This window comes from Mycobacterium ahvazicum (assembly GCF_900176255.2).
Lineage (GTDB): Bacteria > Actinomycetota > Actinomycetes > Mycobacteriales > Mycobacteriaceae > Mycobacterium > Mycobacterium ahvazicum.
Genome location: NZ_FXEG02000003.1, coordinates 1499720 through 1521401, shown reverse-complemented (window position 1 = coordinate 1521401; position 21682 = coordinate 1499720). Strand labels below are relative to the sequence as shown.

At 63.6% G+C, this 21682-nt stretch carries 19 protein-coding genes; 12 read left to right on the top strand and 7 right to left on the bottom strand.

The features are described 5' to 3' along the window. Positions 1-3: 3 nt before the first annotated feature. The 8 genes from MAAFP003_RS19680 to MAAFP003_RS19645 all read left to right on the top strand — a co-directional run bounded on the left by MAAFP003_RS19680 (position 4) and on the right by MAAFP003_RS19645 (position 11682). Complete coding sequence (locus MAAFP003_RS19680; protein ID WP_096289500.1) at positions 4-1653, top strand: acyl-CoA synthetase; 1650 nt, start codon at positions 4-6, stop codon at positions 1651-1653. After that, the gene (locus MAAFP003_RS19675; protein WP_096289499.1) at positions 1650-2480 is read left to right on the top strand and encodes an amidohydrolase family protein; all 831 of its coding nucleotides are present in this window, start codon (positions 1650-1652) and stop codon (positions 2478-2480) included. Before MAAFP003_RS19680 ends, MAAFP003_RS19675 begins: the two co-directional genes overlap by 4 nt. Before the next feature lie 16 nt (positions 2481-2496). Beyond that, the gene (locus tag MAAFP003_RS19670; protein WP_096289498.1) at positions 2497-3555 is read left to right on the top strand and encodes an acyl-CoA dehydrogenase family protein; all 1059 of its coding nucleotides are present in this window, start codon (positions 2497-2499) and stop codon (positions 3553-3555) included. Between the two features lie 13 nt (positions 3556-3568). Next, on the top strand, positions 3569-4762 hold the full coding sequence (locus MAAFP003_RS19665) for an acyl-CoA dehydrogenase family protein (protein ID WP_096289497.1): 1194 nt from the start codon (positions 3569-3571) through the stop codon (positions 4760-4762). Positions 4763-4870: 108 nt separating this feature from the next. Continuing rightward, entirely contained in the window at positions 4871-5140 is a 270-nt protein-coding gene (locus MAAFP003_RS19660; protein ID WP_025735226.1) for a metal-sensitive transcriptional regulator, read from the top strand. A 132-nt stretch (positions 5141-5272) separates the two neighbouring features. Then, a complete protein-coding gene (locus tag MAAFP003_RS19655) occupies positions 5273-7966 on the top strand; it encodes a cation-translocating P-type ATPase (RefSeq protein ID WP_207768557.1) in 2694 nt (897 codons plus the stop codon). Between the two features lie 351 nt (positions 7967-8317). After that, positions 8318-8749, top strand: coding sequence for an MmpS family transport accessory protein (locus MAAFP003_RS19650; protein WP_096289495.1), 432 nt, complete (start codon positions 8318-8320; stop codon positions 8747-8749). Then, positions 8746-11682: an MMPL/RND family transporter gene (locus tag MAAFP003_RS19645; protein WP_096289494.1), complete on the top strand. Its 2937-nt coding sequence runs from the start codon at positions 8746-8748 to the stop codon at positions 11680-11682. Before MAAFP003_RS19650 ends, MAAFP003_RS19645 begins: the two co-directional genes overlap by 4 nt. Before the next feature lie 319 nt (positions 11683-12001). Here the strand turns inward: MAAFP003_RS19645 and MAAFP003_RS29250 are convergent, their stop codons facing one another. Then, positions 12002-12175 (bottom strand): hypothetical protein, encoded by a 174-nt coding sequence (locus MAAFP003_RS29250; protein ID WP_165796394.1) that lies wholly within the window; start codon positions 12173-12175, stop codon positions 12002-12004. An 11-nt stretch (positions 12176-12186) separates the two neighbouring features. Beyond that, positions 12187-13644, bottom strand: coding sequence for an NAD(P)/FAD-dependent oxidoreductase (locus tag MAAFP003_RS19640; RefSeq protein ID WP_096289493.1), 1458 nt, complete (start codon positions 13642-13644; stop codon positions 12187-12189). A 183-nt stretch (positions 13645-13827) separates the two neighbouring features. On the opposite strand from MAAFP003_RS19640, the gene MAAFP003_RS19635 reads away from it, so the two are divergent. Next, entirely contained in the window at positions 13828-14136 is a 309-nt protein-coding gene (locus tag MAAFP003_RS19635) for a hypothetical protein (protein WP_096289492.1), read from the top strand. Positions 14137-14217: 81 nt separating this feature from the next. Here the strand turns inward: MAAFP003_RS19635 and MAAFP003_RS19630 are convergent, their stop codons facing one another. Next, positions 14218-14631 carry a DUF302 domain-containing protein gene (locus MAAFP003_RS19630; protein ID WP_096291285.1) on the bottom strand — a complete coding sequence of 138 codons (414 nt, stop codon included), beginning with the start codon at positions 14629-14631 and terminating at the stop codon, positions 14218-14220. Between the two features lie 84 nt (positions 14632-14715). Between MAAFP003_RS19630 and MAAFP003_RS19625 the strand changes: the two genes are divergently transcribed. The 3 genes from MAAFP003_RS19625 to MAAFP003_RS19615 all read left to right on the top strand — a co-directional run bounded on the left by MAAFP003_RS19625 (position 14716) and on the right by MAAFP003_RS19615 (position 16683). Continuing rightward, a complete protein-coding gene (locus tag MAAFP003_RS19625; protein WP_096289491.1) occupies positions 14716-15096 on the top strand; it encodes a carboxymuconolactone decarboxylase family protein in 381 nt (126 codons plus the stop codon). Between the two features lie 101 nt (positions 15097-15197). Further along, positions 15198-15572 carry a thioredoxin gene (gene trxA, locus MAAFP003_RS19620; protein WP_096289490.1) on the top strand — a complete coding sequence of 125 codons (375 nt, stop codon included), beginning with the start codon at positions 15198-15200 and terminating at the stop codon, positions 15570-15572. A 385-nt stretch (positions 15573-15957) separates the two neighbouring features. Further along, entirely contained in the window at positions 15958-16683 is a 726-nt protein-coding gene (locus tag MAAFP003_RS19615; protein ID WP_243394131.1) for a peroxiredoxin, read from the top strand. A gap of 39 nt (positions 16684-16722) precedes the next feature. Here MAAFP003_RS19615 and MAAFP003_RS19610 read toward each other — a convergent pair whose 3' ends face one another. From MAAFP003_RS19610 to MAAFP003_RS19595, 4 genes are read right to left on the bottom strand one after another with little or no spacing between them, the layout of a single operon-like run. Further along, entirely contained in the window at positions 16723-17952 is a 1230-nt protein-coding gene (locus MAAFP003_RS19610; protein WP_096289488.1) for an amidohydrolase family protein, read from the bottom strand. Positions 17953-17964: 12 nt separating this feature from the next. Next, entirely contained in the window at positions 17965-19110 is a 1146-nt protein-coding gene (locus tag MAAFP003_RS19605; RefSeq protein WP_165796443.1) for a thiolase family protein, read from the bottom strand. 51 nt (positions 19111-19161) lie between these two features. After that, positions 19162-20379: a CaiB/BaiF CoA transferase family protein gene (locus MAAFP003_RS19600; RefSeq protein ID WP_096291284.1), complete on the bottom strand. Its 1218-nt coding sequence runs from the start codon at positions 20377-20379 to the stop codon at positions 19162-19164. Positions 20380-20437: 58 nt separating this feature from the next. Continuing rightward, a complete protein-coding gene (locus MAAFP003_RS19595; RefSeq protein ID WP_096289486.1) occupies positions 20438-21643 on the bottom strand; it encodes a cytochrome P450 in 1206 nt (401 codons plus the stop codon). Between the last annotated feature and the right edge of the window lie 39 nt (positions 21644-21682).

The following is a 21682-nucleotide window of genomic DNA, read 5'->3' as shown; positions in this document are numbered from 1 at the left end:
GCAGTGGGTGAATGGACCGTCGGTGCGGTTCTCGACGCCATCGCCGACGTCATCGGTGACCGCTTGATGACGGTGTGCGGATCACGTCGCAGCACCTTCGCCGAGTCGGCAGAACGGACCAGTCGATTAGCGAACTTTCTGAGCGCCAACGGTTTCGGGGTGCACCGTGAGCGCGACACGCTGAGCCGCTGGGAGTGCGGTCAAGACCGGGTCGCGCTGCTGATGTACAACGACCTGTACCCGGACGCGTTGATCGCGTGCCTGAAAGCCCGCGTGGTCCCGGTCAACGTGAACTACAGCTATTCGCCCCGGGAGATCGCCGACCTGCTCTCCTACGTCCGGCCGCGCGGCATCATCTATCACCGATCGCTTGGCGCGCGGTGCGCCGAGGTGCTGCCGTTGCCCGAGTTGTTGATCTCCATCGAAGACGGCAGCGACGCCCCCGAACTGCCCGGTGCGGTATCGCTGGATGATGCGCTGGCGCAAGGCGGTTCGGGCGACCCGGCGCCGGGATCACCCGACGACTTGATCATGATGTGCACTGGCGGAACGACCGGCCGTCCCAAAGGCGTGCTGTGGCGCCAAAGCGACATGTATGTGGCGTCGATGGTCGGGGCCGACCACGTCAGCGTCGAGGAGATTCACGCCAAGGTGCGCGGCGGCGGCCAGCCATGGTTCGCCGTCTCTCCGCTGATGCACGCCGCGGGCATGTGGACCGCGTTCGCGGCGATCATGGGCGGGTTCACCGCCGTGCTCTACGACGGCCGGGGCAAACTCGACGTGCGCGCGGTATGGGAGACCGCGGAGCGCGAAGGCGTCGGCATGATGACCATGGTGGGCGACGCGTATGCCGGCCCCCTGGTCGATGAGTTGCAACGAGGTGCCTACGACCTGTCGACGCTGAACGCAATCGGGACCGGCGGAGCCGCAACCAATCCCAAGTTCAAGCGCGCGCTGATGGAAAAGCTGCCGCAGGTCACCATCATCGATGGGTACGGCTCGTCGGAATCCGGCAACATGGGATTCGGGCACAGTCAGCGCGGCACGCAGAGTGAGACCTTTCACCTCCGCGAGGGCGGAGCGGTGGTGTCGGAGGATCGCAGCAGGTTCTTGGCGCCCGGTGATCCCGAGATCGGCTGGGTGGCGCGCAGCGGCCGGATTCCGTTGGGCTACTTCGACGATGCAGAAGCCACCGAGCGCACCTTCCCGGAGATCGACGGTACGCGGGTGGTGATCCCCGGCGACCGGGCCAGTATCGAATCCGACGGCACCCTGCGTCTGTACGGTCGTGATTCGCTGGTGGTGAACACCGGCGGTGAAAAAGTCTTCGTCGAAGAGGTGGAAGAGGTGCTGCGTACCCACCCCGGCGTCGCCGACGCACTGGTGGTGGGGCGGCCCAGCGATCGCTGGGGCCAGGAGGTCGTCGCGCTGGTCGCCGTCGCGCCGGGCGCCGCCGCCGTCGAAGAAGCCGAACTCGCCGCATTGTGCAAGTCGCAGCTGGCGCACTTCAAAGCGCCCAAGGCCATCTTGTTCGTCGAGCAGGTTCAGCGGCTCGGCAACGGCAAACCGAACTACCGATGGGCTAAACAAGCTGCCGCAGAACAGCTTCCGGCTACCGCATTGGCCGGCGCCGAGGCCGAGGGGCCGGCATGAACGACAAAGCGATCGACTGCCTGGTCAACGTGCATTTCGGCGAGGTCGACTCCCAGCCGACCTGGATGCTCAAGGTCCGCGACGACTACTTCAAGGGCCCGCAGTCGATGTTCGCGCCCGTCGATCTGGCCGAGCTGCTCGACGAGATGGACGACCAAGGCGTGCAGAAGGCCATCCTGATGGACAACCTGGCCAGCCCGTCGACCACCGCGCGCAAATTCGTCGAAGCCAAGCCGGACCGATTCGCCCTGGCCATGGGTGGCGTCAACCTGCTGCGCCCGGTAGCGCCGTTACGTGAACTGACCGCCATCGTGGGCGACCTGCCCGTCGCGTATGCCGTTGTGGGACCTAGCTTTTGGGGCGACGGCCAATATCCGCCCAGCGATGCCGTCTACTACCCGCTCTACGCCAAGTGCGCGGAACTCGACCTGCCGCTATGCGTCAACACCGGTATTCCGGGGCCGCCGATCCCCGGAGAGGTGCAAAATCCCATTCACCTCGACCGGGTGTGCGTGCGGTTCCCCGAACTGAAGCTGTGCATGATCCACGGTGCCGATCCGTGGTGGGATGTCGCGATCCGGCTGATGCTCAAGTATGAAAACCTGCGCTTGATGACCTCGGCCTGGTCGCCCAAGCGGCTGCCGGAAAGCCTGCTGCACTACATGCGCACCCGCGGCCCGAACAAGGTCATTTACGCATCCGACTGGCCGGTCCTGCGGATGCACCGGGTGATCCCCGAAGCCCGAGCGCTTGACCTGCCCGCCGAGGTACTGGACAACTACCTGTACAACAACGCACAGGAGTTTTTCTTCGGCGACCGAGCCTGAGGACAGGAGCATAGAGATGGACCGCTTCGAGCTACGCAGACTGGACTACAGCCTGTCTGACCACCACGTGGATCTGCAGAATGCCTACAAGCAGTTCTTCAAGACCCACTGCTCCATCGAAACGGTGCGCGCCGCTGAGCCTTCCGGATTCGACAAGAACCTGTGGGAGCGCTTGTGCGCGATGGGTGCGACAACGATGGCGCTGCCCGAATCCTGCGGTGGTGACGGGGCGACGCTGGTGGACCTCACGCTGGTGGCCGAGGAGATCGGGCGGTGCATGGCGCCGGTCCCGTGGATCGATCACGTGTGCACGGCGCGGCTGCTGGGCCGGCTCGGCGCGCTGGACGCCGATACCGCCGGCGTCGCCGACGGCGAGCAGCTCGCGGGCATTGACGCGCGGATCGACAGTGCGCCGGGCCTCCGTCTTATCCCCACCGGATCGATCGCCGACCACATCGTCGTCCGCGACGGCGACCAGGTGGTGCGCCTGACATTCGGGACCCGGCCCGCCAAGGTCGACAATCTCGGCCGGTTGCCGATGGCCTGGGTCGATCCGGCCAACGCCGACACCCGCACGGTCGTGGCGGCGGGGCCCGAAGCGCTGGCGAACTACGAACTCGCGCTGGACGAATGGCGACTGCTCACCGCGGCTGCTCTGGTGGGCCTGGTCGAGGAGACGATGACCATCGCCGCCGAATTCGCCAAGACCCGTTACACATTGGGAGTTCCGATCTCGACGCTGCAGGCCATTTCGCATCCGCTGGCCAACATGGCCATCACCGTTGCGGGCGGACGCAACCTGGCCCGGCGAGCGGCCTGGTTCCTGGACAATGAACCGGGCGCACGGGCGGAGCTGGCGCCGTCGGCGTTCGTGTTCATGTCGGAGGAGGCCGCCAAGGCGGCAACCATGGCCGTCCATATCCAAGGTGGACTTGGTGTTTCGTCCGAAGCCGCGGCGACGGCCTACCTGGTGCGTGCCCGGGGATGGCCGCTCGCGGCCGGAGACCCCGGCGCCACCGCGAAGCGTGTCGCTGAGATCGTGACCGCCCGCGAGGGCGCCGCGGCAGCCGTCTAGGACAGGAGCAAACATGGATTTCTCCCAGGTGGAACTCTCCGATGAGGACAAAACCTTTCGCGAGGAATTGCGCAGCTTCTTGAAAACCCATGTGACCGAAGATGTGCTGCGGCGCGACCGTGAGACCGGTGACAACTTCGACGAGGGCGTGCATCTGGCACTCGGCGCTGCGGGCTATCTGGCGTGCGAATGGAAGCCGGAATCCGAGGGCGGATTCAGTCGCGTGCGCCGGCGCATCTACGAGCTGGAGAAGCGCCGCGCTCACGTTCCTTGGGTGACCTGGGGGACGACGGCCATGGTGGCCCGGTCGGTCGCGAGGTTCGGCTCGGCCGAGCTGCACGACGAGGTGATGCCGCGAGTCTTCAGCGGCGAAGTCCGGCTCTGCCTCGGTTATACCGAGCCCGAGGGCGGTTCCGACATCGCGACCTGCAAAACCCGCGCCGTGCGCGACGGCGACAACTGGGTGATCAACGGTTCGAAGATGTTCACCACCGGTGCGCACAATTGCCAGTACGTCTTCCTGATCACGAACACCGCCCCGGATGCGCCAAAGCACAAGAGCCTGACCATGTTCCTGGTGCCGTTGGACTCCCCGGGCATTGAGATCCAGGGCATCCGCACGGTGGACGGCGACCGGACCAACATCGTCTACTACAGTGATGTCCGCGTCGACGACAAGTACCGGCTGGGCGACGTGAACGCCGGCTGGACCGTGCTGCGCGAGCCGCTCAACACCGAGCACGGCGCGGTCGCGGCCGCACCCGACGGCTTGCAGGACACCTCGATAATGATGCACCAGGCCGGTTCGATGGCGCTGGCGGTCGACAACGCCGTGAGGGCCGTGACACGGCCGGATCCCAACGGGCGCAAGCTCGTTGACGACCAGTCCGTCGCATACCGGCTGGGCCGCAGCGTCGCACGGTTGGAGGCGGCTTTGTCATCCCCGAACATCTACGGACGAGTGGCGATTGCCCAGACCATGCGCGATATCTCCCCGGACCTGATGGACATCCACGGCGCGGCCTCGACCCTGCCGTTCGGCGCCGACGGGGCCGCCGATGACGGCAGCGCCGAATACGTCTACCGGTTCGCACCTTTGGTGGGAATCTACGGTGGCACGCTCGAGGTGTTCCGCAACATGATCGGCCAGTACACGCTGGGGCTGGGTAAGCCCAGCTACTCACCGCCGGTCAAGAAGATTTCCTAGCCCCGCGCCACACACCGACCGCTGAGCTCATGCGGTCGTGGTATCGCCTGCGGAATACCCCCGGGGGGATGATGGCTTATATTGGCGTATAACAAGCAAGGAGATGTGATGGTTGGTGACGAAGACAGCATCGCTGCCGTGTTGAATCGGTTGCGGCGCGCGCAAGGCCAGCTGGCCGGCGTTATTTCGATGATCGAGCAGGGTCGTGACTGCAAGGACGTGGTCACGCAACTCGCAGCGGTGTCGCGTGCTCTCGATCGGGCCGGGTTCAAGATCGTCGCCACTGGTATGCGCGAATGCACCACCGGCAAAGGCGCGAAGGGGAAGAAGCCGTTAACGGAAGACGAGTTGGAGAAGCTCTTTCTGGCGCTGGCCTGAGGTGCCCGGCTATAGCCATGTGCGTTTACTCTGAGGCGCAACGGGACTCAATCTGAGGGCGCGGCCGAATTGGGTTCGATGTGTGACCTTTGACCCCAGACTGCGGATGCGCCCAATGACAGGCTCGAACCGATGGGATCCGCTGTCGCTTCACCAGAGCTACTACCGCAGCTTCCGCACGCGATGTCGGCTGCGGACATTGCCGTCCGATTGGGCGTCGACCCTGCCGTCGGCCTGAACGCGGCGGAGGTCGAGCGTCGGCAGCTGTTATTCGGACGCAATCTCCTGCAGACCCGCAAACCGACTTCCGACCTGATCCTGCTGGTGCGCCAGTTCGCCAATCCTGTCGTGGCGCTGTTGGCCGCGGCGATGGCGGTGTCTTTGACGTTCGCTGAATGGCACCAGGCGACGGCGATCGCGATCGTGTTGGTCCTCAACGCCGCGATCGGTTATGGCACGGAGCGCAAGGCCGTGCGCTCGATGGAGGCTTTGCGCGCGCTCGGCGGACGAAGCGCTCGGGTCCGCAGGAGCGGCCGGTCGGAGGTCGTCGGCGCCGACGCGTTGGTGCCCGGCGACGTGGTGCTGTTGGAGGCCGGTGACGTCGTTTCGGCCGACCTACGGTGTGTGGACAGCGCGGCTCTGGGTGTTGACGAGTCGGCGATCACCGGTGAGTCGGTGCCGGTCAGCAAGTCCGTGGCGCCGGACGCCGGAGCTGCCGCCCTGCACGAGCGCGACGCAATGCTGTTCAAGGGCACGCATGTGGTCGCGGGCAGCGGCGTGGGCATTGTGGTGGGTACCGGGTTGGCCACCGAACTCGGTCGCATCACCCAGCTGGTCGAGGAAGCTGATGAGGGAAGGTCTCCGTTGGAAGGCCAGCTCGCCCGGCTGTCTCGCCAGCTCATTTGGTTGACCCTGGTGTTGGCGACCATCGTGGCGGCGACGGGACTGGTCACCGGCAGGTCGGTGCCGCTCATGGTCGAGACCGCTATCGCGCTCGCGGTGGCAGCGATCCCCGAGGGCCTGCCCATTGTTGCCACGCTCGCGCTCGCCCGCGGAATGCTGCGGATGGCCCGGCGCAACGCGCTGGTGGAGAACCTTCCCGCCGTCGAGACGCTCGGCTCGACGACGGTCGTGCTCACCGACAAGACGGGCACGCTGACCGAGAATCGGATGACCGTCGAGCGCATTGTCACGGCCACGGGTGCATTCGAGCTCGACTACCACACCAAGACCGTTCGCACCGATGGTGTCGTGGTCGACCCGTCCACCGATGCGGAACTAGCGAGGGCGCTTCTTATCGCGGTGTTGTGCGGGAACGCCGACTACGACGCCGAAACCGACACCGGTACCGGTGATCCGATGGAAGTTGCGCTGTTACGCGCCGGCGCAGTCGCGGGGCTAAACCGTAGCGAAAAGCTGACCCACTACCCGGAAGTCCGCGAGTACCCGTTCGACTCCGCCACCAAATGGATGGCCACCGTCCATCGCGACCATGATCGGTATCTCGCCGCCATCAAGGGCGCGCCCGAAGCGGTCTTGGCGCTCGCCGATCGCAGGGGTGTCGTGGCTGAGCGTTTCGACGATCGCCGCAAGGCCGAGTGGCTCGAGGCCGCCGAAGAACTCGCGGCCGACGGGTTGCGCGTGCTTGCCCTCGCCGCTGCACCGTGCACGGATCCGCAGCGACTCGTCGGGAACGGGATCGCGTTCATCGGCTTGGTAGCACTGCGCGACCCGCCACGATCTGACATCGCGGACGCGGTCAACGCATTGCGCGACGCGGGGATCGGCGTTGTCATGGCCACCGGCGATCACCCGAGTACGGCGCTGGCCATCGCCCGGGAGGTGGGCATCTCCGCAACCGACGGTGCCGTGACGACCGGAAATGACCTGCCGCGCCTGAGGGATGCTCCGGAAGCAGTTCGCGCGGAGCTGGCCCAGAGGCGGGTCTTCGCGCGGGTGAGCCCCCAGCAGAAACTTGATTTGATCGAGCTGTTCCAAGCCGAAGGGCAGATCGTGGCCATGATCGGCGACGGCGTCAATGATGCGCCCGCGCTGACGAAGTCGGACATCGGCGTAGCGATGGGCAAGCGGGGCACCGAGGTTGCGCGCGATGCGGCCGACATAGTGCTGCTCGACGACAGTTTCCCGACGATCGTGACCGCGGCGCGCGAGGGCCGAGTCATCTTCGACAATATTCGGCGCTTCGCGGTCTACCTGCTGTCGTGCAATTTAGCGGAAGTCCTGGTGGTCGCACTGGCGGTGTTCGTCAGCATGCCGCTGCCGTTGCTGCCGCTGCAAATCTTGTATCTGAACCTGGTCACCGACGTTTTTCCGGCGTTCGCGTTGGCCAGTGGTGAGGGCGAGGGGGATGTTTTGCACCGGCCGCCACGCCGCCCACATGAACCCATCATCACCGCCGGTCACTGGCGCACAATGACGGGTTACGGTGTGGCCATCGCGGCAAGCACCCTCTTGTCAATCGTCTTCGTTACGCAGGTCGTTGGGCTGGGTGGCGCGGCAACGACGACCGTGTCGTTTCTGACCATCGCGCTGGCCCAGCTATGGCATGTCTTCAACATGCGTGGCCGCCGTACCACGTTGCTGGACAACGCCGTAACGCGCAACCCGCTGGTGTGGTGGGCGCTGGCGCTGTGCCTGGTGCTGATCGGTGCGGCATTCACCATCCCGGTGCTGGCAGGGGTGTTGCAGATTCACGCGATAGGTGTCAAAGGTTGTGTGGTGGCCGTCGGGTGCAGCCTGCTGCCGCTGGGGGCAGGTCAGGCGTGGCTTGGGGTCAACTGGCGCCGCGGGCCCGTCGGATCGTAAAAAGCCAGAATACCTGCAGCGCTTGAGAAACCGGGCTGCTGTCCAGCAGCCTCGTACAGGCAGCGAGTAGTCGCTGACATAGCCCGGGTTACTATGCTATACCGGGTAGGGTATATATGACGCGGGTGATCGAGGGGCAGATGGGAGATCGTGCATGTCACAGGGCGGATCGGCGCTATCCCGTTAGCGGCGAACGAGCGACCGCTGCGATCGGCCAGATCACTCGGCAATTTCTAGTAATCGCAGTTGGCTACCCAAAGCCATCTGGATCATGGGCCGAACGGCCCTGTTCGGTGTGTCGACCTGACGCGAAACTGGCCAGACGAGGGAACGAAACCAAGGGAAACTTCGATGTTCACATTTCTCAGACGAGGATGGGTGCCGCTCGTGGTCGTGGTCGCCGTCGCACTCGGCGGTGTTGCCGTCACCCGGTTGCGCAGCGTCTTCGGCTCCGACGCAATCTTCACGGCTACTGGCAGCAGCGCCGAACCGCTCGAGCCGTCGCATATCAAGCGGGTGACGTATGAGATTTATGGACCGAGCGACACGGCGGGCAGCGTGAGCTATCTGAACAAGAGTGCCCAGCCGGAACAGGCGGACTTCACTAGCCTGCCATGGACCTACACAATCACCACGACGGTGCCAGCCGTGATCGCCAACGTCGTGGCACAGGGTGATAGCGACCACATCGGGTGCCGCATCACCGTCAACGACGAGGTCAAGGACGAAAGGCTTGCGGCCGGGCACCACGCCCAAACCTCCTGCCTGGTGAAGGCCGCATGAACACCGATAGCGACGCCCGTCCGAAATTCATGCGATTCGTCTACACGTTCGCGTGGCCGATCATCATCGGCTGGCTGCTGCTGACCGTTGCCCTGAACGTGCTTGTGCCGCCGATCGAGTCGGTCGCGCGCAAGCACGCGGTGACCATGTCGCCGCAGGACGCGCCGGCGATGATCGCCGCCAAACGTATCGGCGCGACGTTTCACGAGTCGGACTCCGACAGCATCGCGATGATCGTCCTGGAGAGCGACAAGCCACTCGGCGAAGAGGCGCACCGCTATTACGACGGCCTGGTGAAAAAGCTGCAGGAGGATCCCAAGCACGTGCAGCACGTGCAGAACGTGTGGGGGGATCCACTCACCGCCGCGGGCGTCCAGAGTAAGGACGGCAAGGCGGCCTACGTCCAACTCAACCTGGCCGGCAACCAGGGCAGCACCCTGGGCAATGAATCCGTCGATGCGGTGCGCAAAATCATCGACAAGCCGAACCCGCCCCACGGGCTGAAGGTTTACCTCACCGGTCCGGCACCGCTGACGACCGACATGAACGAGGCCGCCGACAAGAGCATGTTCAAGATGATGGGCGTGACAGGCGTGGTCATCATGATCATGCTCTTCATCGCCTATCGATCGGTCAGCACGGTGCTGCTGGTCCTCGTCATGGTCGGCTTCGAGATGGGCACGGCCAGAGGGCTTGTCGCGCTCCTCGGAAATTACGAACTGTTGGGATTTTCGACGTTCGTGGTCGCGATGTTGTCCTCGTTGGCGATCGCGGCGGGAACCGACTACGCGATCTTTCTCATCGGCCGCTACCAGGAGGCGCGGCAGGCCGGTCAGGACCGAGAGACGGCCTACTACACCATGTTCCGCGGAACCTCGCACATCATCGTGGGCTCGGGGTTAACGATTGCCGGGGCCACCTTCTGCCTGCACCTGGCACGGCTGTCGTACTTCAAGGCGCTGGGCATTCCATCCGCGCTCGGGTTGCTCGTCGTCGTCGCGGGGGCAATGACCGCAGCCCCGGCCGTCGTCGCGGTGGCAACCCGGTTCGGCTTACTCGACCCACGACGGATGATCAAGACTCGCGGGTGGCGGCGCATCGGCACCGCCACCGTGCGCTGGCCCGGTCCGGTGTTCGCGGCCTCCTTGGTCATCGCCATCGTCGGCATCTTGATCATGCCGAGCATGAAGGTCAGCTACAACGACCGCTTCTACATTCCGGCCGGCCTGCCGTCCAACGTCGGATATGCCGCGGCGGAGCGTCATTTCACCGCGGCCACAATGAATCCCGACATCCTCATGATCGAAAGCGATCACGACATGCGGAACAGCGGCGACATGATCATCCTGGACAGGCTTGCCAAAGACGTGTTTCGTTCGCCGGGAATCGCGATGGTGCAGAGCATCACCCGCCCGCTGGGCGGGCCGATCGAGCACACGTCCATACCATTCCAGATCAGTGCCCAATCCATCCCGATCCAAGAGAACCTTCAATTCATGAAGGACCGCACGGCCGACATGCTGAAGATGAGCGACGATCTCGGCGCCATGATCGGCTCGATGCAGCGGATGCAGCGCCTGCTCGGACAGATGAGCAACGCGACGCACCACATGGTCGGCGACATGCGCGATATGCAAGCAACTCTCGACGAGATGCGTGATCATCTCGCGGACTTCGACGATTTCGCCCGTCCGTTCCGCAGCTATTTGTATTGGGAACAACATTGTTTCAACATCCCGGTGTGTTGGGCTTCGAGATCGGTGTTCGAGGCGATCGACGGTGTGGACAAGTTCAGCGAGAACATGAGCACGCTGATCAAGGACGTGGACAATGTCGACGCGATCATCCCTCAGATGGCCGCGCAGTTCCCGCCGATGATCGCGGTCGCCAAATCCATGCAGGGAACTCTGCTCACGATGCACAGCAGCTTCTCGAGCCTCGTCACACAGATGGCGCAGATGACGGACACCGCCAGCGCAATGGGGCAGGCCTTCGACGCCTCCCGCAGCGGCGACTACTTCTACCTGCCGCCGGAAGCCTTCCAGAATGCCGACTTCCAGCGCGGTCTGAAGCTCTTCCTGTCGCCGGATGGCAAGGCCGCGCGCTTCATCATCACCCATGACGCGGACCCGGCTACCCCGCCGGGTATTTCAGCCGTCATGCCCGAACTGGCCGCCGCGCATCAAGCGGTGAAGGGAACGACCCTGACCGGTGCCAAGTTCTACCTCGCCGGGACGGCGGCTATCTACCGTGACATCCAGTCGGGATCCCATTACGACCTACTGATCGTGGGACTGGCGGCCCTGACGCTGATTTTCGTCGTCATGGTGATCATCACGCGGGCTTTGGTTGCTTCCCTGGTGATCGTCGGGACCGTGCTGCTGTCGCTAGGTGCCGCCTTCGGGCTCTCGGTGCTGGTGTGGCAACACCTCTTCGGTCTGGAGCTCAACTGGATCGCGCCGGTGTTCGGGTTGATCATCCTGCTGGCTGTCGGATCCGATTACAACCTGCTGCTGGTGTCACGGTTCCAGGAGGAGATCGGCGCCGGCCTCAAGACCGGCATCATTCGGTCGATGGGCGAGACGGGTGGGGTGGTCACCACGGCGGGCCTTGTCTTCGCCTTCACCATGATGTCGATGGTCGCCAGCGACCTGCGCTCGATCGGCCAGGCCGGCAGCACCATCGGCCTGGGCCTGCTTTTTGACACGTTGATCGTGCGCTCGCTGATGACGCCGTCGATCGCGGCGCTGCTCGGCCGGTGGTTCTGGTGGCCGCTGCGCGTGCGCTCGCGCCCCGCCAGCTTCATGCTGCGGCCCTTCGGGCCCCGCCGCCTGGTTCGTTCCCTCCTGCTGGGCGAAGATACCGATGCTGCGATGCCCAAAGGCTCAACACCCAATGGGCAAAAGGCCAGTCATGCTGATGCGAATCCATAGGACATCACGTGAATCCGACGCGGCGAACGTAAACGCCGTTGGCTGTAATGGGCCGCGTCCCAGCGCGGCAACGATCGCCGGGGTGATCTCGTCCGACTCGAGGCCGAGTGATGCTCGTCGAATAGGGCCGGTCATAATGATCGAGCACTGGCAACGCTGTCGATGCCGGCGAGCAGCGCTTTCGAGCGCCGGTGCAGCCAGCTTTGCCAGCGCCGGAAGGCCCGAACATAAGTAACTTTCAGATTGGCGAGCGCGCTGTCCGGCAGCCATTTCGAGCGGCGTTCGTGTTCCGCCGAAACACACCCGTTGCGATCGCCCTTCAGCCGTGCCCGTAGATGATTCGCAGCATCTTGAGATTGATTCGAACGAATCGCCAAAACTGGACGAAGATGTTCTGACGCATTCGCAACGTCGCGGCGGTCGGCAGCGGTGCGTCGGCAATGCGCTCGGCAGTTTGCGCGTTCACGTCTGAATACGTGCTTTCGTCATCCATCGGAGTGCCTTTCACTCGGGGATGAGCCACCAGAATGGGCGGCCTTTGGCCTTGTAGATGAACAGGTAATGCAACAGCAGCTTGATCCAGTGCCCGGCCAGGCCGAGTTCGCCGGAGGTGCCGCCGATGTCACGACCGGTCTGCGGATACTTCACCGGGTCGGGGACTACTGGGAACATCGTCATCGCGGCGGCCGAGCCTTGCCGCAGACCGGTGCCGGCCGACGCCACGCATGCGGCGCCCATACCTGCCATTGAGGCACGGTGTGCAGCAGTGGTTTCCCCCGTGGTGATTCGATCGCGGATGGTCTCGGCCACGGTCTTGGCCATGATGCCCGACGGCATACCGGTCCGCGGCGGGCTGGGCGTGATGACCGTTCCGTTCGGACTGGTACGCGGCCGAGAGATCGGATGCGGGGGTGCAAACGCGATGCCCGGCGCGAAGATGTTCGGGTAGACAGGAGACTCGTAGGTATGCGGCCAGTCCTCGGCAGACCACTCGTCGAAGGGCTTGCCCGAGTAGTCGGCGTCCACCTTCAGGAAACCAGACGGTGCGAACAACGCGGACGTGATGTCGTTGCCGCTCTTGTCATATGCCGCAAGGGCAGCCCCCCTGAATGGCGGCAACAGCATGGCGAAGTCGAACTCCAAGTCGTGCTCTTGGCCGTCGAGCTGTTCGTAACGCAGCTTGCCATCCATCACCTCGTGGACAGCTGCCTGCGTGATGGCCTTGACGCCGCGCTCACGGAACAGCGATTCAGTCCACAACCGACTGGACTGCACGAAGCCTTTGTCGACGAAACTCATGCCGTCGACCCCGAAGTCGCCCAATTCGTACTCGTTGGTGAGATAGACAATGTCGGCGAGATCTCGTACTCCCGCGGTTCTCAGCGTGTGCTCAACGTTGAAGGTGTACTCGAACGCCGCGCCCTCGCAGGTGCAGGTGCCGTGTCCGACGCCGATGACCAGACGCTGTCTCTCGCCGGCCTTCAGCCTGGCGATGACCCGGTCGAGTGCCTTGGCGGCCTCGACGGCATGGGACGCGGTGCACACCGAGTATGAGTGGCCGGCAGGGCCGAGCCCGGGTGTGGCGGCGAAATTCAGTTGCGGCCCAGTGGCATTGACGAGGTAGTCGTATGTAATGGAGCCGGTCTGGCCACCGTGCTCCTCGTCGGTGTAGGTGAAGTCCACCGACGGTGCCGACTGGCCTGCGGTGCCCTCTGGATGCAGCGCTGTGGCCAGCGCTTGATGAAAGACGATGCCTTTGCGCCGGTAAATCGGCCTCAGTGGAATGAGCACTTTGGCGGCGTCCATCCGGCCGACGCCCACCCAGATGTTCGATGGGATCCAGTTCCAGTCGGCATTGGGAGAGATCACGACGACCTCGTGCGTGCGGGCTAGCCATCGGCGCAGGTGCAGCGCGGCCGTATGTCCGGCGATACCAGCACCGAGGATGACGACTCGTGCCATTGAAACTCCTCCGTCAACTGTGGCGATCTGATCGCACGGTCGCAGCCTGGCATTTACCCCCATGGGTATACCCAGCGGGCGCGGCAGAACTCGCACTCCGAGCCCAGAATGCGCGCGACGACAGCGCATTCCTAGGGCCGATTGACCCTACCGCCGCAGGAATATGTGCTGCATCGTTCGACCATGGCTGATACGTCTGAATCCAACCCCGTCTCTTTCGAACGGCCGCTCGGCACGGAAAGATCCGAGCGGCCAAGTCGGCTAGGGCAATCCGCGGCGTGGGTGGGCATTGCTGCCGGCGTCGTATTCGTGGTCGCCGTGATCTTCTTCTCTGGGGTGTTGTTGGGCCGGTCGTCGGACGACTTTGGATGGCGACGTGACGGCTGGCCCGACCGGGCCGGTGGTCACTACGGCACTTGCCCGATGATGGGCACAGGCGGCATGATGCCACCTGGTGAAATGGGGCCGATGGGTCCTCGAGCGCGACCCTAGCTTTCGGGCATCGCGGCAACCCGGCCCTCTTCACGAATTAGATTGGCCGCCAGTGTGGCACAGCTCGATCCAAAGTATCGGTTACGAGCCTTGACTGTTGCCCAGCGCCTCGATTGCGGCCTGCAATTTTGCGGCGGCTTCGTCGGCGATTGGGCGAAGTGCCGGCTGGTCGGTGACCTTGATCATGATCTGCGGGTCCATCGCCTCAATCAGTACGGCGCCAGCTTGACTGTCGGGGTCGGCTCGCACCACTACGTTGCAGGGCAACAACTGACCAATCTGGCGGTCCACATTCAGGGCTTTGTGTGCCAGGACCGGGTTGCAGGCACCCAGGATCAGATAGTCCTCCATGTCCAAGTCGAGCTTTTGCTTCAGTGTGGATTTGACGTCGATTCTGGTGAGCACCCCGAAGCCCTGATCGGCCAGAGCCCGGGTGGCCCGTTCGACCGCATCTTCGAATGTGGTGTTCAACTTGGTAGTTAGCCCCATGGTCATGGCCATCCCTTTCTACGGTGTTGCGTCGGATCAATTGTGGGCGGAATCTGGAATACCCCCACCCGTATAAGTATTGTAATAGGCATGACTGAAGACAACCACTACCACCACGTGCTCGACGACCTCAACCCTCAGCACCGCGCGCTACGCAAGATGATCCCGGAGGTGTACCGGGGCTTTGCAGAGATGAGCAATGGCGCACTGAACTCGGGGGCGTTGGACCAGAAATTCAAGGAGCTGATCGCGATGGCGATCGGGGTCGTAGCCGGATGCGACGGTTGCATCGCCTCCCACGCCCAAGGAGCGGCTCGTGCCGGTGCATCGAAAGAGGAGGCCGCCGAGGCCATTGGCGTCAGCATTCTGATGCACGGCGGGCCGGCCACGATCTACGGTGCTCGTGCCTACGACGCCTTCTGTGAATTCGCCGACAGGGCTTCGGAAGCCGTCCCCGGCTCGTCTCAATGATTACACCGGAGTAGGTCCGCCGTTAGAGACCCCAGGGCCGACCCTGGAAGCCGGACAAATCCTGAGATTGGGTCAATACCCTCAAGTTCGAAAGGAAACCAATGACCGTCAAAACGCTCACCGCCGCAGACTTCGAGGCGACGATTATCTCAAGTCCGATCGTGCTGGTCGACTTCTGGGCCCCGTGGTGCGGGCCATGTCGGTCTTTCGCGCCGGTTTTCGAACGGTCGGCGCAAAACCACCCGGATGTTCTTCACGCGAAGGTCGACACCGATGCCGAGAGTGAACTAGCCGCGACCGTCGGCATCCGTTCTGTTCCAACCATCATGGCATTCCGCGAGGGGATCCTTGTGTACAGCCAGCCGGGCGCGATGTCACCAGCAGTACTGGACAATTTGCTCGACCAGGTAGAGGGCCTCGACATGACGAGAGTCCGCGCCAAGATCGCCGAGCGCAAGGCTGCGGCAAATGCCTAGTCGCCCAAGGCTTTCAGACCTTGGCAGCAAGTGAGTTGCCATGTGCTACCCCGTAAGGTGCTCCCACTGCGGCAAGATCACGTGGGCCGGTTGTGGTCTGCACGCCGAAAGCGTGATGAGACATGTGCCCGCCGACCAACGTTGTAACTGTCGCCCTAGCGCCCCCAGATAACGTGTCCCTGCCACGACGACATGTTCGAATGCCAACTAGACCAGTGTTTCACGGGCCGCTGCGTCAGCAGTAGGCCTCATTGCGGGGCAGAACCAACTGACGAAGCAGGAATGTGCACAAAGGTCTTGACGCCCGCCCGCTGGTGACCATCGACCCTATGGGGACGAGGCGAATCAGGCGCACGCTTAGAAGTAGTGAGAAGGGATCAATCTTATGACCGACAGTATCGAAGCAGCCGCTGAGACATCGCCTATGCCGCGTATTGGTGACCCAGCCCCCGCTTTCACCGCCACTAGCACTCAGGGCGAGATCAACTTCCCCGGCGATTACAACGGCAAGTGGGTCATCCTGTTTTCGCATCCCGCCGACTTCACCCCCGTCTGCACAACCGAACTCATGACCTTTGCCTCGATGCAGCAACAGTTCGCGGCCTACAACACACAACTGGTGGGTCTATCAGTCGATGGGCTCTACAGCCACATCGCCTGGCTACGAACGATCAAAGCCCGAATTGTCTTCCGCGACCTCAAGGAAGTCGAGATCAACTATCCGGTAATCGAAGACGTCTCAATGGATGTCGCGCGACGGTACGGAATGATAATGCCTGGGGAGGACTCGACGAAAGCGGTTCGGGCTGTTTTCGTGATAGACCCCAACGGCGTTGTCCGCGCGATGATCTACTATCCGTTGAGCCTTGGACGCAACTTCGATGAATTGCTTCGTGTTGTCAAGGCATTACAGACAGCGGACCATTTCGGCGTCGCGACACCAGCCGACTGGCGACCAGGTGAACCGGTAATCCTGCCCCCGCCCGGGTCCCTCGGCACCGCGCAAGAGCGCATGGCCGGACACGCCGACAGCACGCATTGCGAGGATTGGTTCTTCTGCACTCAGGAACTCGGTGTCGAAGACGTTGAGTCCGCGATTCGGATTTCCTAACGCAAGTGCCCCAGTAGGACGGTCCCGTGGCGCAAACGCTCAGGCGTTCGCCAGCGCGGGTGGATTGGCGGCGTTCGGATCCGGGTTGGTGATCGGAAGGCCCATGAAGCGGCGAGCGTTGTCGCCCATGAAGTCGTAGGTGCGCCGCTCGTCCATGTCGTCGGCGTACTTCCAGAACCCCTTGGGCTCGGCGAGCCCTTCGGGATGCGGGTAATCCGAGCCGAATAGCACGCGGTCCCAGCCGACGGTGTCGACGACGTCGGCCACACAGCCCTCCCAGAACGGGCTGACCCAGATGTTGCGCCGGAACACCTCGTGCGGATGCTCGGGGAAATTCTGCGGCATCTTCTTTTGTAGGTCCTCGAAGTCACCGAACAGCGGGAAGATCCACGAACTGCCGTTCTCGACGCTGGCGATGCGCAGCTTCGGGAATCGGGTCAGCGTGCCGTGACAGATCAAGCTGGTGATCATGTCCGCGATCTCGCGATGGCCCAACGTCATCCAGCGGAAGGCGCTCTGCGCCATGAAGTTCTGCGTGTGTGGTGGTTCCCATTTGGCGACGTAGTCGTCCAGCGGTGGAAAGCTGGCATGCAGCACGATCGGCAGCCCGGCGGCTTCCACGTCACGCCAGAAGGGATCGAACTCGGGGAGCGCCGGCGAGCGCCAGCCGTGAATCCCGTTCACCGGCCCCGGTTTGATCAACGCGGCACGAACACCGTTGTCCAGCAGGTACTCCAGTTCGCGCTGGGCGGCGTCGACCTCGGACAGGTTGATGATCGGCGTGGAGAACACCCGGTCTTGGTAGTTGTACGTCCAGTGTTCGAGCATCCACTGGTTCAGCGCGTGGATGATCGCGAGCGTCAACTCGGGATCGTCGGCCGACGAGTGCTCGACCAGGCTGGCCAGCGTGGGGTAGTTGAGAGCCTCGACGACGCCCTGGCGGTCGAGTTCGGTGATCCGGTCGTCGGGATTGCGCGTCGCAGCCGGCGCCGCGATCGCCGGGCCCTGCATCTCGCGCAGCGTGAGCCCCTCGGTGTTCTCGCCGGCGAAGAACTTCTCGTGCGCGCCGGGCGCGGCCACGCGTTCGAATGTCGGATTCGGGATGAAGTCAGTCACCTTGTTGTTGATGATGATTCGGGTCTGGCGCCCGATCTGGGCGAACTGCACGGCCCGCGCGTACTTTTCCGGAAGATATTTGGTCAACGACTCCGGGGTTTCGTACATGTGTTGGTCGGCGTCGAAAATCGGCGCCTGAGTGAACTGAGCCATCGAATGGTCCCGTCAGGTCGTCAGGATGGTCGCCGCGGCGGTGCCGGGGGCGCCGTACAGCTGGGTGAACCCCACCGTTGGATTCCCGGGCACCTGGCGGTCGCCCGCCTCACCGCGGAGTTGGCGGACGATTTCGTGGATCTGCCGCAGCCCGGAGGCGCCGATAGGCTCGCCGTTGGCGATCAGCCCGCCGTCGGTGTTGACCGGCATCGGGCCACTGATCTCGGTAGCGCCGTCGGCCAGCAGCTTTTCCTGGTCGCCGTGCTCGCAGAACCCGCACTCGGCCATGTGGATGATCTCGGCGCCGGCATCGGTGTCCTGCAACTGGATCACGTCGACGTCGGCGGGCGCGACACCGGCCTTCTCGAACGCGGCACGGGCGGCGTAAACCGTTGGCGCGACGTCTTCTTCGACTGGAGCGCACGTGGTGTTGACCTCGTAAGCGCCGTAGCGCCGGGTGCGGACCTCCACCGCCTTCAGATAGACCGGCTTGGCGGTGAAGCGGTGCGCGATGTCGGCCCGACACATCACCGCCGCGGCGGCACCTTCGTCGGGTGCGCAGAACATGTATTGGGTCAACGGATAGTTGAGCATCGTCGAATTGAGAATGTCCTCTTCGGAGATCGGCTTACGGCGAAACGCGCATGCGTTCAACGCTCCATTGCGGAAGTTCTTCGCCGCAACCTTGGCCAGCGTCTCCCGCGAGATGTTGTGGTCGTGCAGGTAGCGGTTGGCCTTCATGCCGAAGAACTGGGTGGTCAGATATTGCCCGTTCTCCGCATACCAACTCGGCATGCCCACCAGTGCCGGGTCTTCGGTAAAGGCCCCGCGCGGGTGCTTGTCCAAGCCGATCGCGATGCCGATGTCATAGTCGCCCAACCGGATTCCGTCGGCGCAGGCCTTGACCGCGCTGGCCGCCGTCGCGCACGCGTTGAACACGTTGGTGAACGGGATGCCGGTGAGCCCGACCATGCCGACGATCGCATCCGGGTTGGCGACGGTCCAGCTGCCGCCGGTGGCGAATTGCACATCCTGCCAGGCGATACCGGCGTCGGCGACCGCGGCAAGGATGGCGTCCACGCCCATCTGCATCGCCGACTTGCCCTCGAACCGGCCGAACGGGTGCAGGCCCACCCCGATGATCGCCACGTCATTCACGGCGCCACTCCTCCTCATCGCTGCGCTCTGCATCGTCGCCGGCGCAATTCGTCACGCTATGGCTCCTGCGTTTTTGAGTTCCTCGATGCGGTCCCAGTCCATGCCGATCTCCATCAGCACGATCTCGGTGTGCTCGGACGCCTGCGGCGCCCGGGTGGTTTCCAGTGGCTCGTGGTTGAACTGGACCGGGCCGCGTACCACCTTGAACGGCGCCCCGCCTGCGGCGACTTCGACCTCGGCGATCATGTCGTTGGCGATGGCCTGCTCATCGTTGGCCAGGTCGAGCAGGCTCTGGAACGGCGCCCACTGACCCTTCATCGTCTTGAGGTGCTGGCGCCAATACTCAAAGGGCTTGGCGGCGAACGCCTTCGCGATCAGCTCGGCGGCCGCGCTGGCATTCTGAATCAACGGGAGCACCTCGGAGAAGCGTTCGTCGTCGGCGGCCTCGGGGATGCCGAGGTGTTCGAAGGTGTCCCGGATCACGCCCGTCGGGCTGATGATGCACAGGTTGATCGTGCCGCCGTCGGAGGTCTCGTAGTTGCCCATGAACGGATTCACCGATATCGCAGCGGCCGACCCCGGCATGGGCGTGCGCATCACCTCTCCGGTCTCCATGCCTTGGGTCATGCTGGCGCCGGCGGCCCACCACGCCGTGCTCAGCAGCGAGACGTCCAGTTCGACCGCCTCTCCGGTGCGCTCGCGATGCAGTAGCGCCGCCGAGATGCCGCCTGCGATGAACATGCCGCCGATGGAGTCGCCGAACGCGGGAATGCCTTGTCCCAGTGCGCCGCCCAGCTCCTCCGGCGTCAACGCATAACCGATGCCGCTGCGCGTCCAGAACGCCGTCCCGTCGTAGCCACCGACATTGCGCTCGGCGCCCTTGTCGCCGTAGGCCGAACCCCGGGCGTAGATGATGTTCGGGTTCACCGCGCGGATGTGCTCGACGTCGAACTTGTGCTGTTGGCGCTGAGAGGGCTTGTAGTTGGTCAGGAACACATCGGAGGTCTTGGCCAGTTCGTAGATCACTTCCTGACCACCCGGGGTGGAGACGTCGATGCCGACGCTGCGTTTGCCGCGGTTGGGATGTTCCATCAAGGGATGCCGGTCGGGGTTGACCTGAATACCTCCCATATTGAGGAAGCCACGTTGCGTGTCGCCCCGCAGCGGGTGCTCGACCTTGATCACGTCCGCACCCCAGTCCGCGAGAATCGCTCCCGCCGCCGGGACGAAGGTGAACTGCGCAACCTCGAGGACACGAATGCCCTGCATTACCTTGACCATTTCTCCCACCAACTCCGTCTCGACGTCAGAAGACCTATCGCGGACGCTACTTGGCGTCGAACGTCACGGGAAGCGCCGTCGGCGAACGGAAAGGCTGACCGTGGATGTGCGGATCGTCATCGGTGAGCACGGTGAAGTTCGTCAACCGGCGCAGCAGGCATTCGACCGCGACGCGAGTTTCCAGCCGGGCCAGGTGCAGACCCAGGCAGGTGTGCTCGCCGGCGGCGAACGAGATGTGCGGCACGGGCTTGCGGAAGATGTCGAATTCTTCGGCACGCTCCCAGCGCGTTTCGTCGCGATTGGCCGAACCGATGCACACACCGACCACGGCGCGCTGTGGAATCATCACGCCTTCCAGCTCGGTTTCCTCGGTGGTGAACCGCTGCACGGTGGTGAGCGGCGTCTCGTAACGCAGACCTTCCTCGATCGCCGGGCCGATCAGCTGATGATCGGCTTGCACCGCGGCGAACTGTTCGGGATGGGTGAGCAACAGATACAACAGGTTTCCGGACGACCGGTAGGTCGTCTCCAGGCCGGCGGGCAGCAGCAGCCGCAGAAAGGAATAGATCGCCTCGTCGGTCAGCCTTTCGCCGTCGATCTCGGCGGTGACCAGATCGCCGATGATGTCTTGGGTCGGCTGGGACTTGCGTTGCTCGATCTGCGCGACGAAGTAGTCCTTCAGCGCCGCGGACGCCTCGAAGGCCTTCTCGTAGTTGACGTGGTAGCTGATCAACTGCACCGCTCGCTTGCGGAACATCGGCAGATCTTCGTCGGGCAGCCCGAGCAGCCGGGCGATGACGCGGGTGGGGAACTCGAAGGTGTAATTCCGGATCAGGTCGGCATTGCCGGTTTCGACGAATTCGTCGATCAGCGCGTTGCAGATCGGCCGGACGATCGTCGGCTCCCACTGCTCCAGCGCCCTGGACTTGAAGGCCGCCGACACCAGGTTGCGGTGTTCGCGATGCTTCTTGCCCTCCATCGCCAGGATGGTGGGACCCATGAACAGGCCGATCGTCTTGTCGTAGGGCTTGGAGCTGAACACCCGCCCGTCCCGGAACACCGTGTTGACGGCGTTGAACGACACCGCGGAGTACTCGTTCTTGGGCAGCATCGACTCGGGCGTCTTGGTGTAATCCATGACCGTTCCGCGGAAAACCCCGGACTGACGGCGTTTGTGAGCGAAGTACGGATAAGGGTCGCGCAGACTGACGGTTTCCTCGCCGGTGCCGGCGGTGTGAACGTTTGTCGTCACCTAAATCTCCAGCATCTTCTTCCGCCTCGGCACGAACGG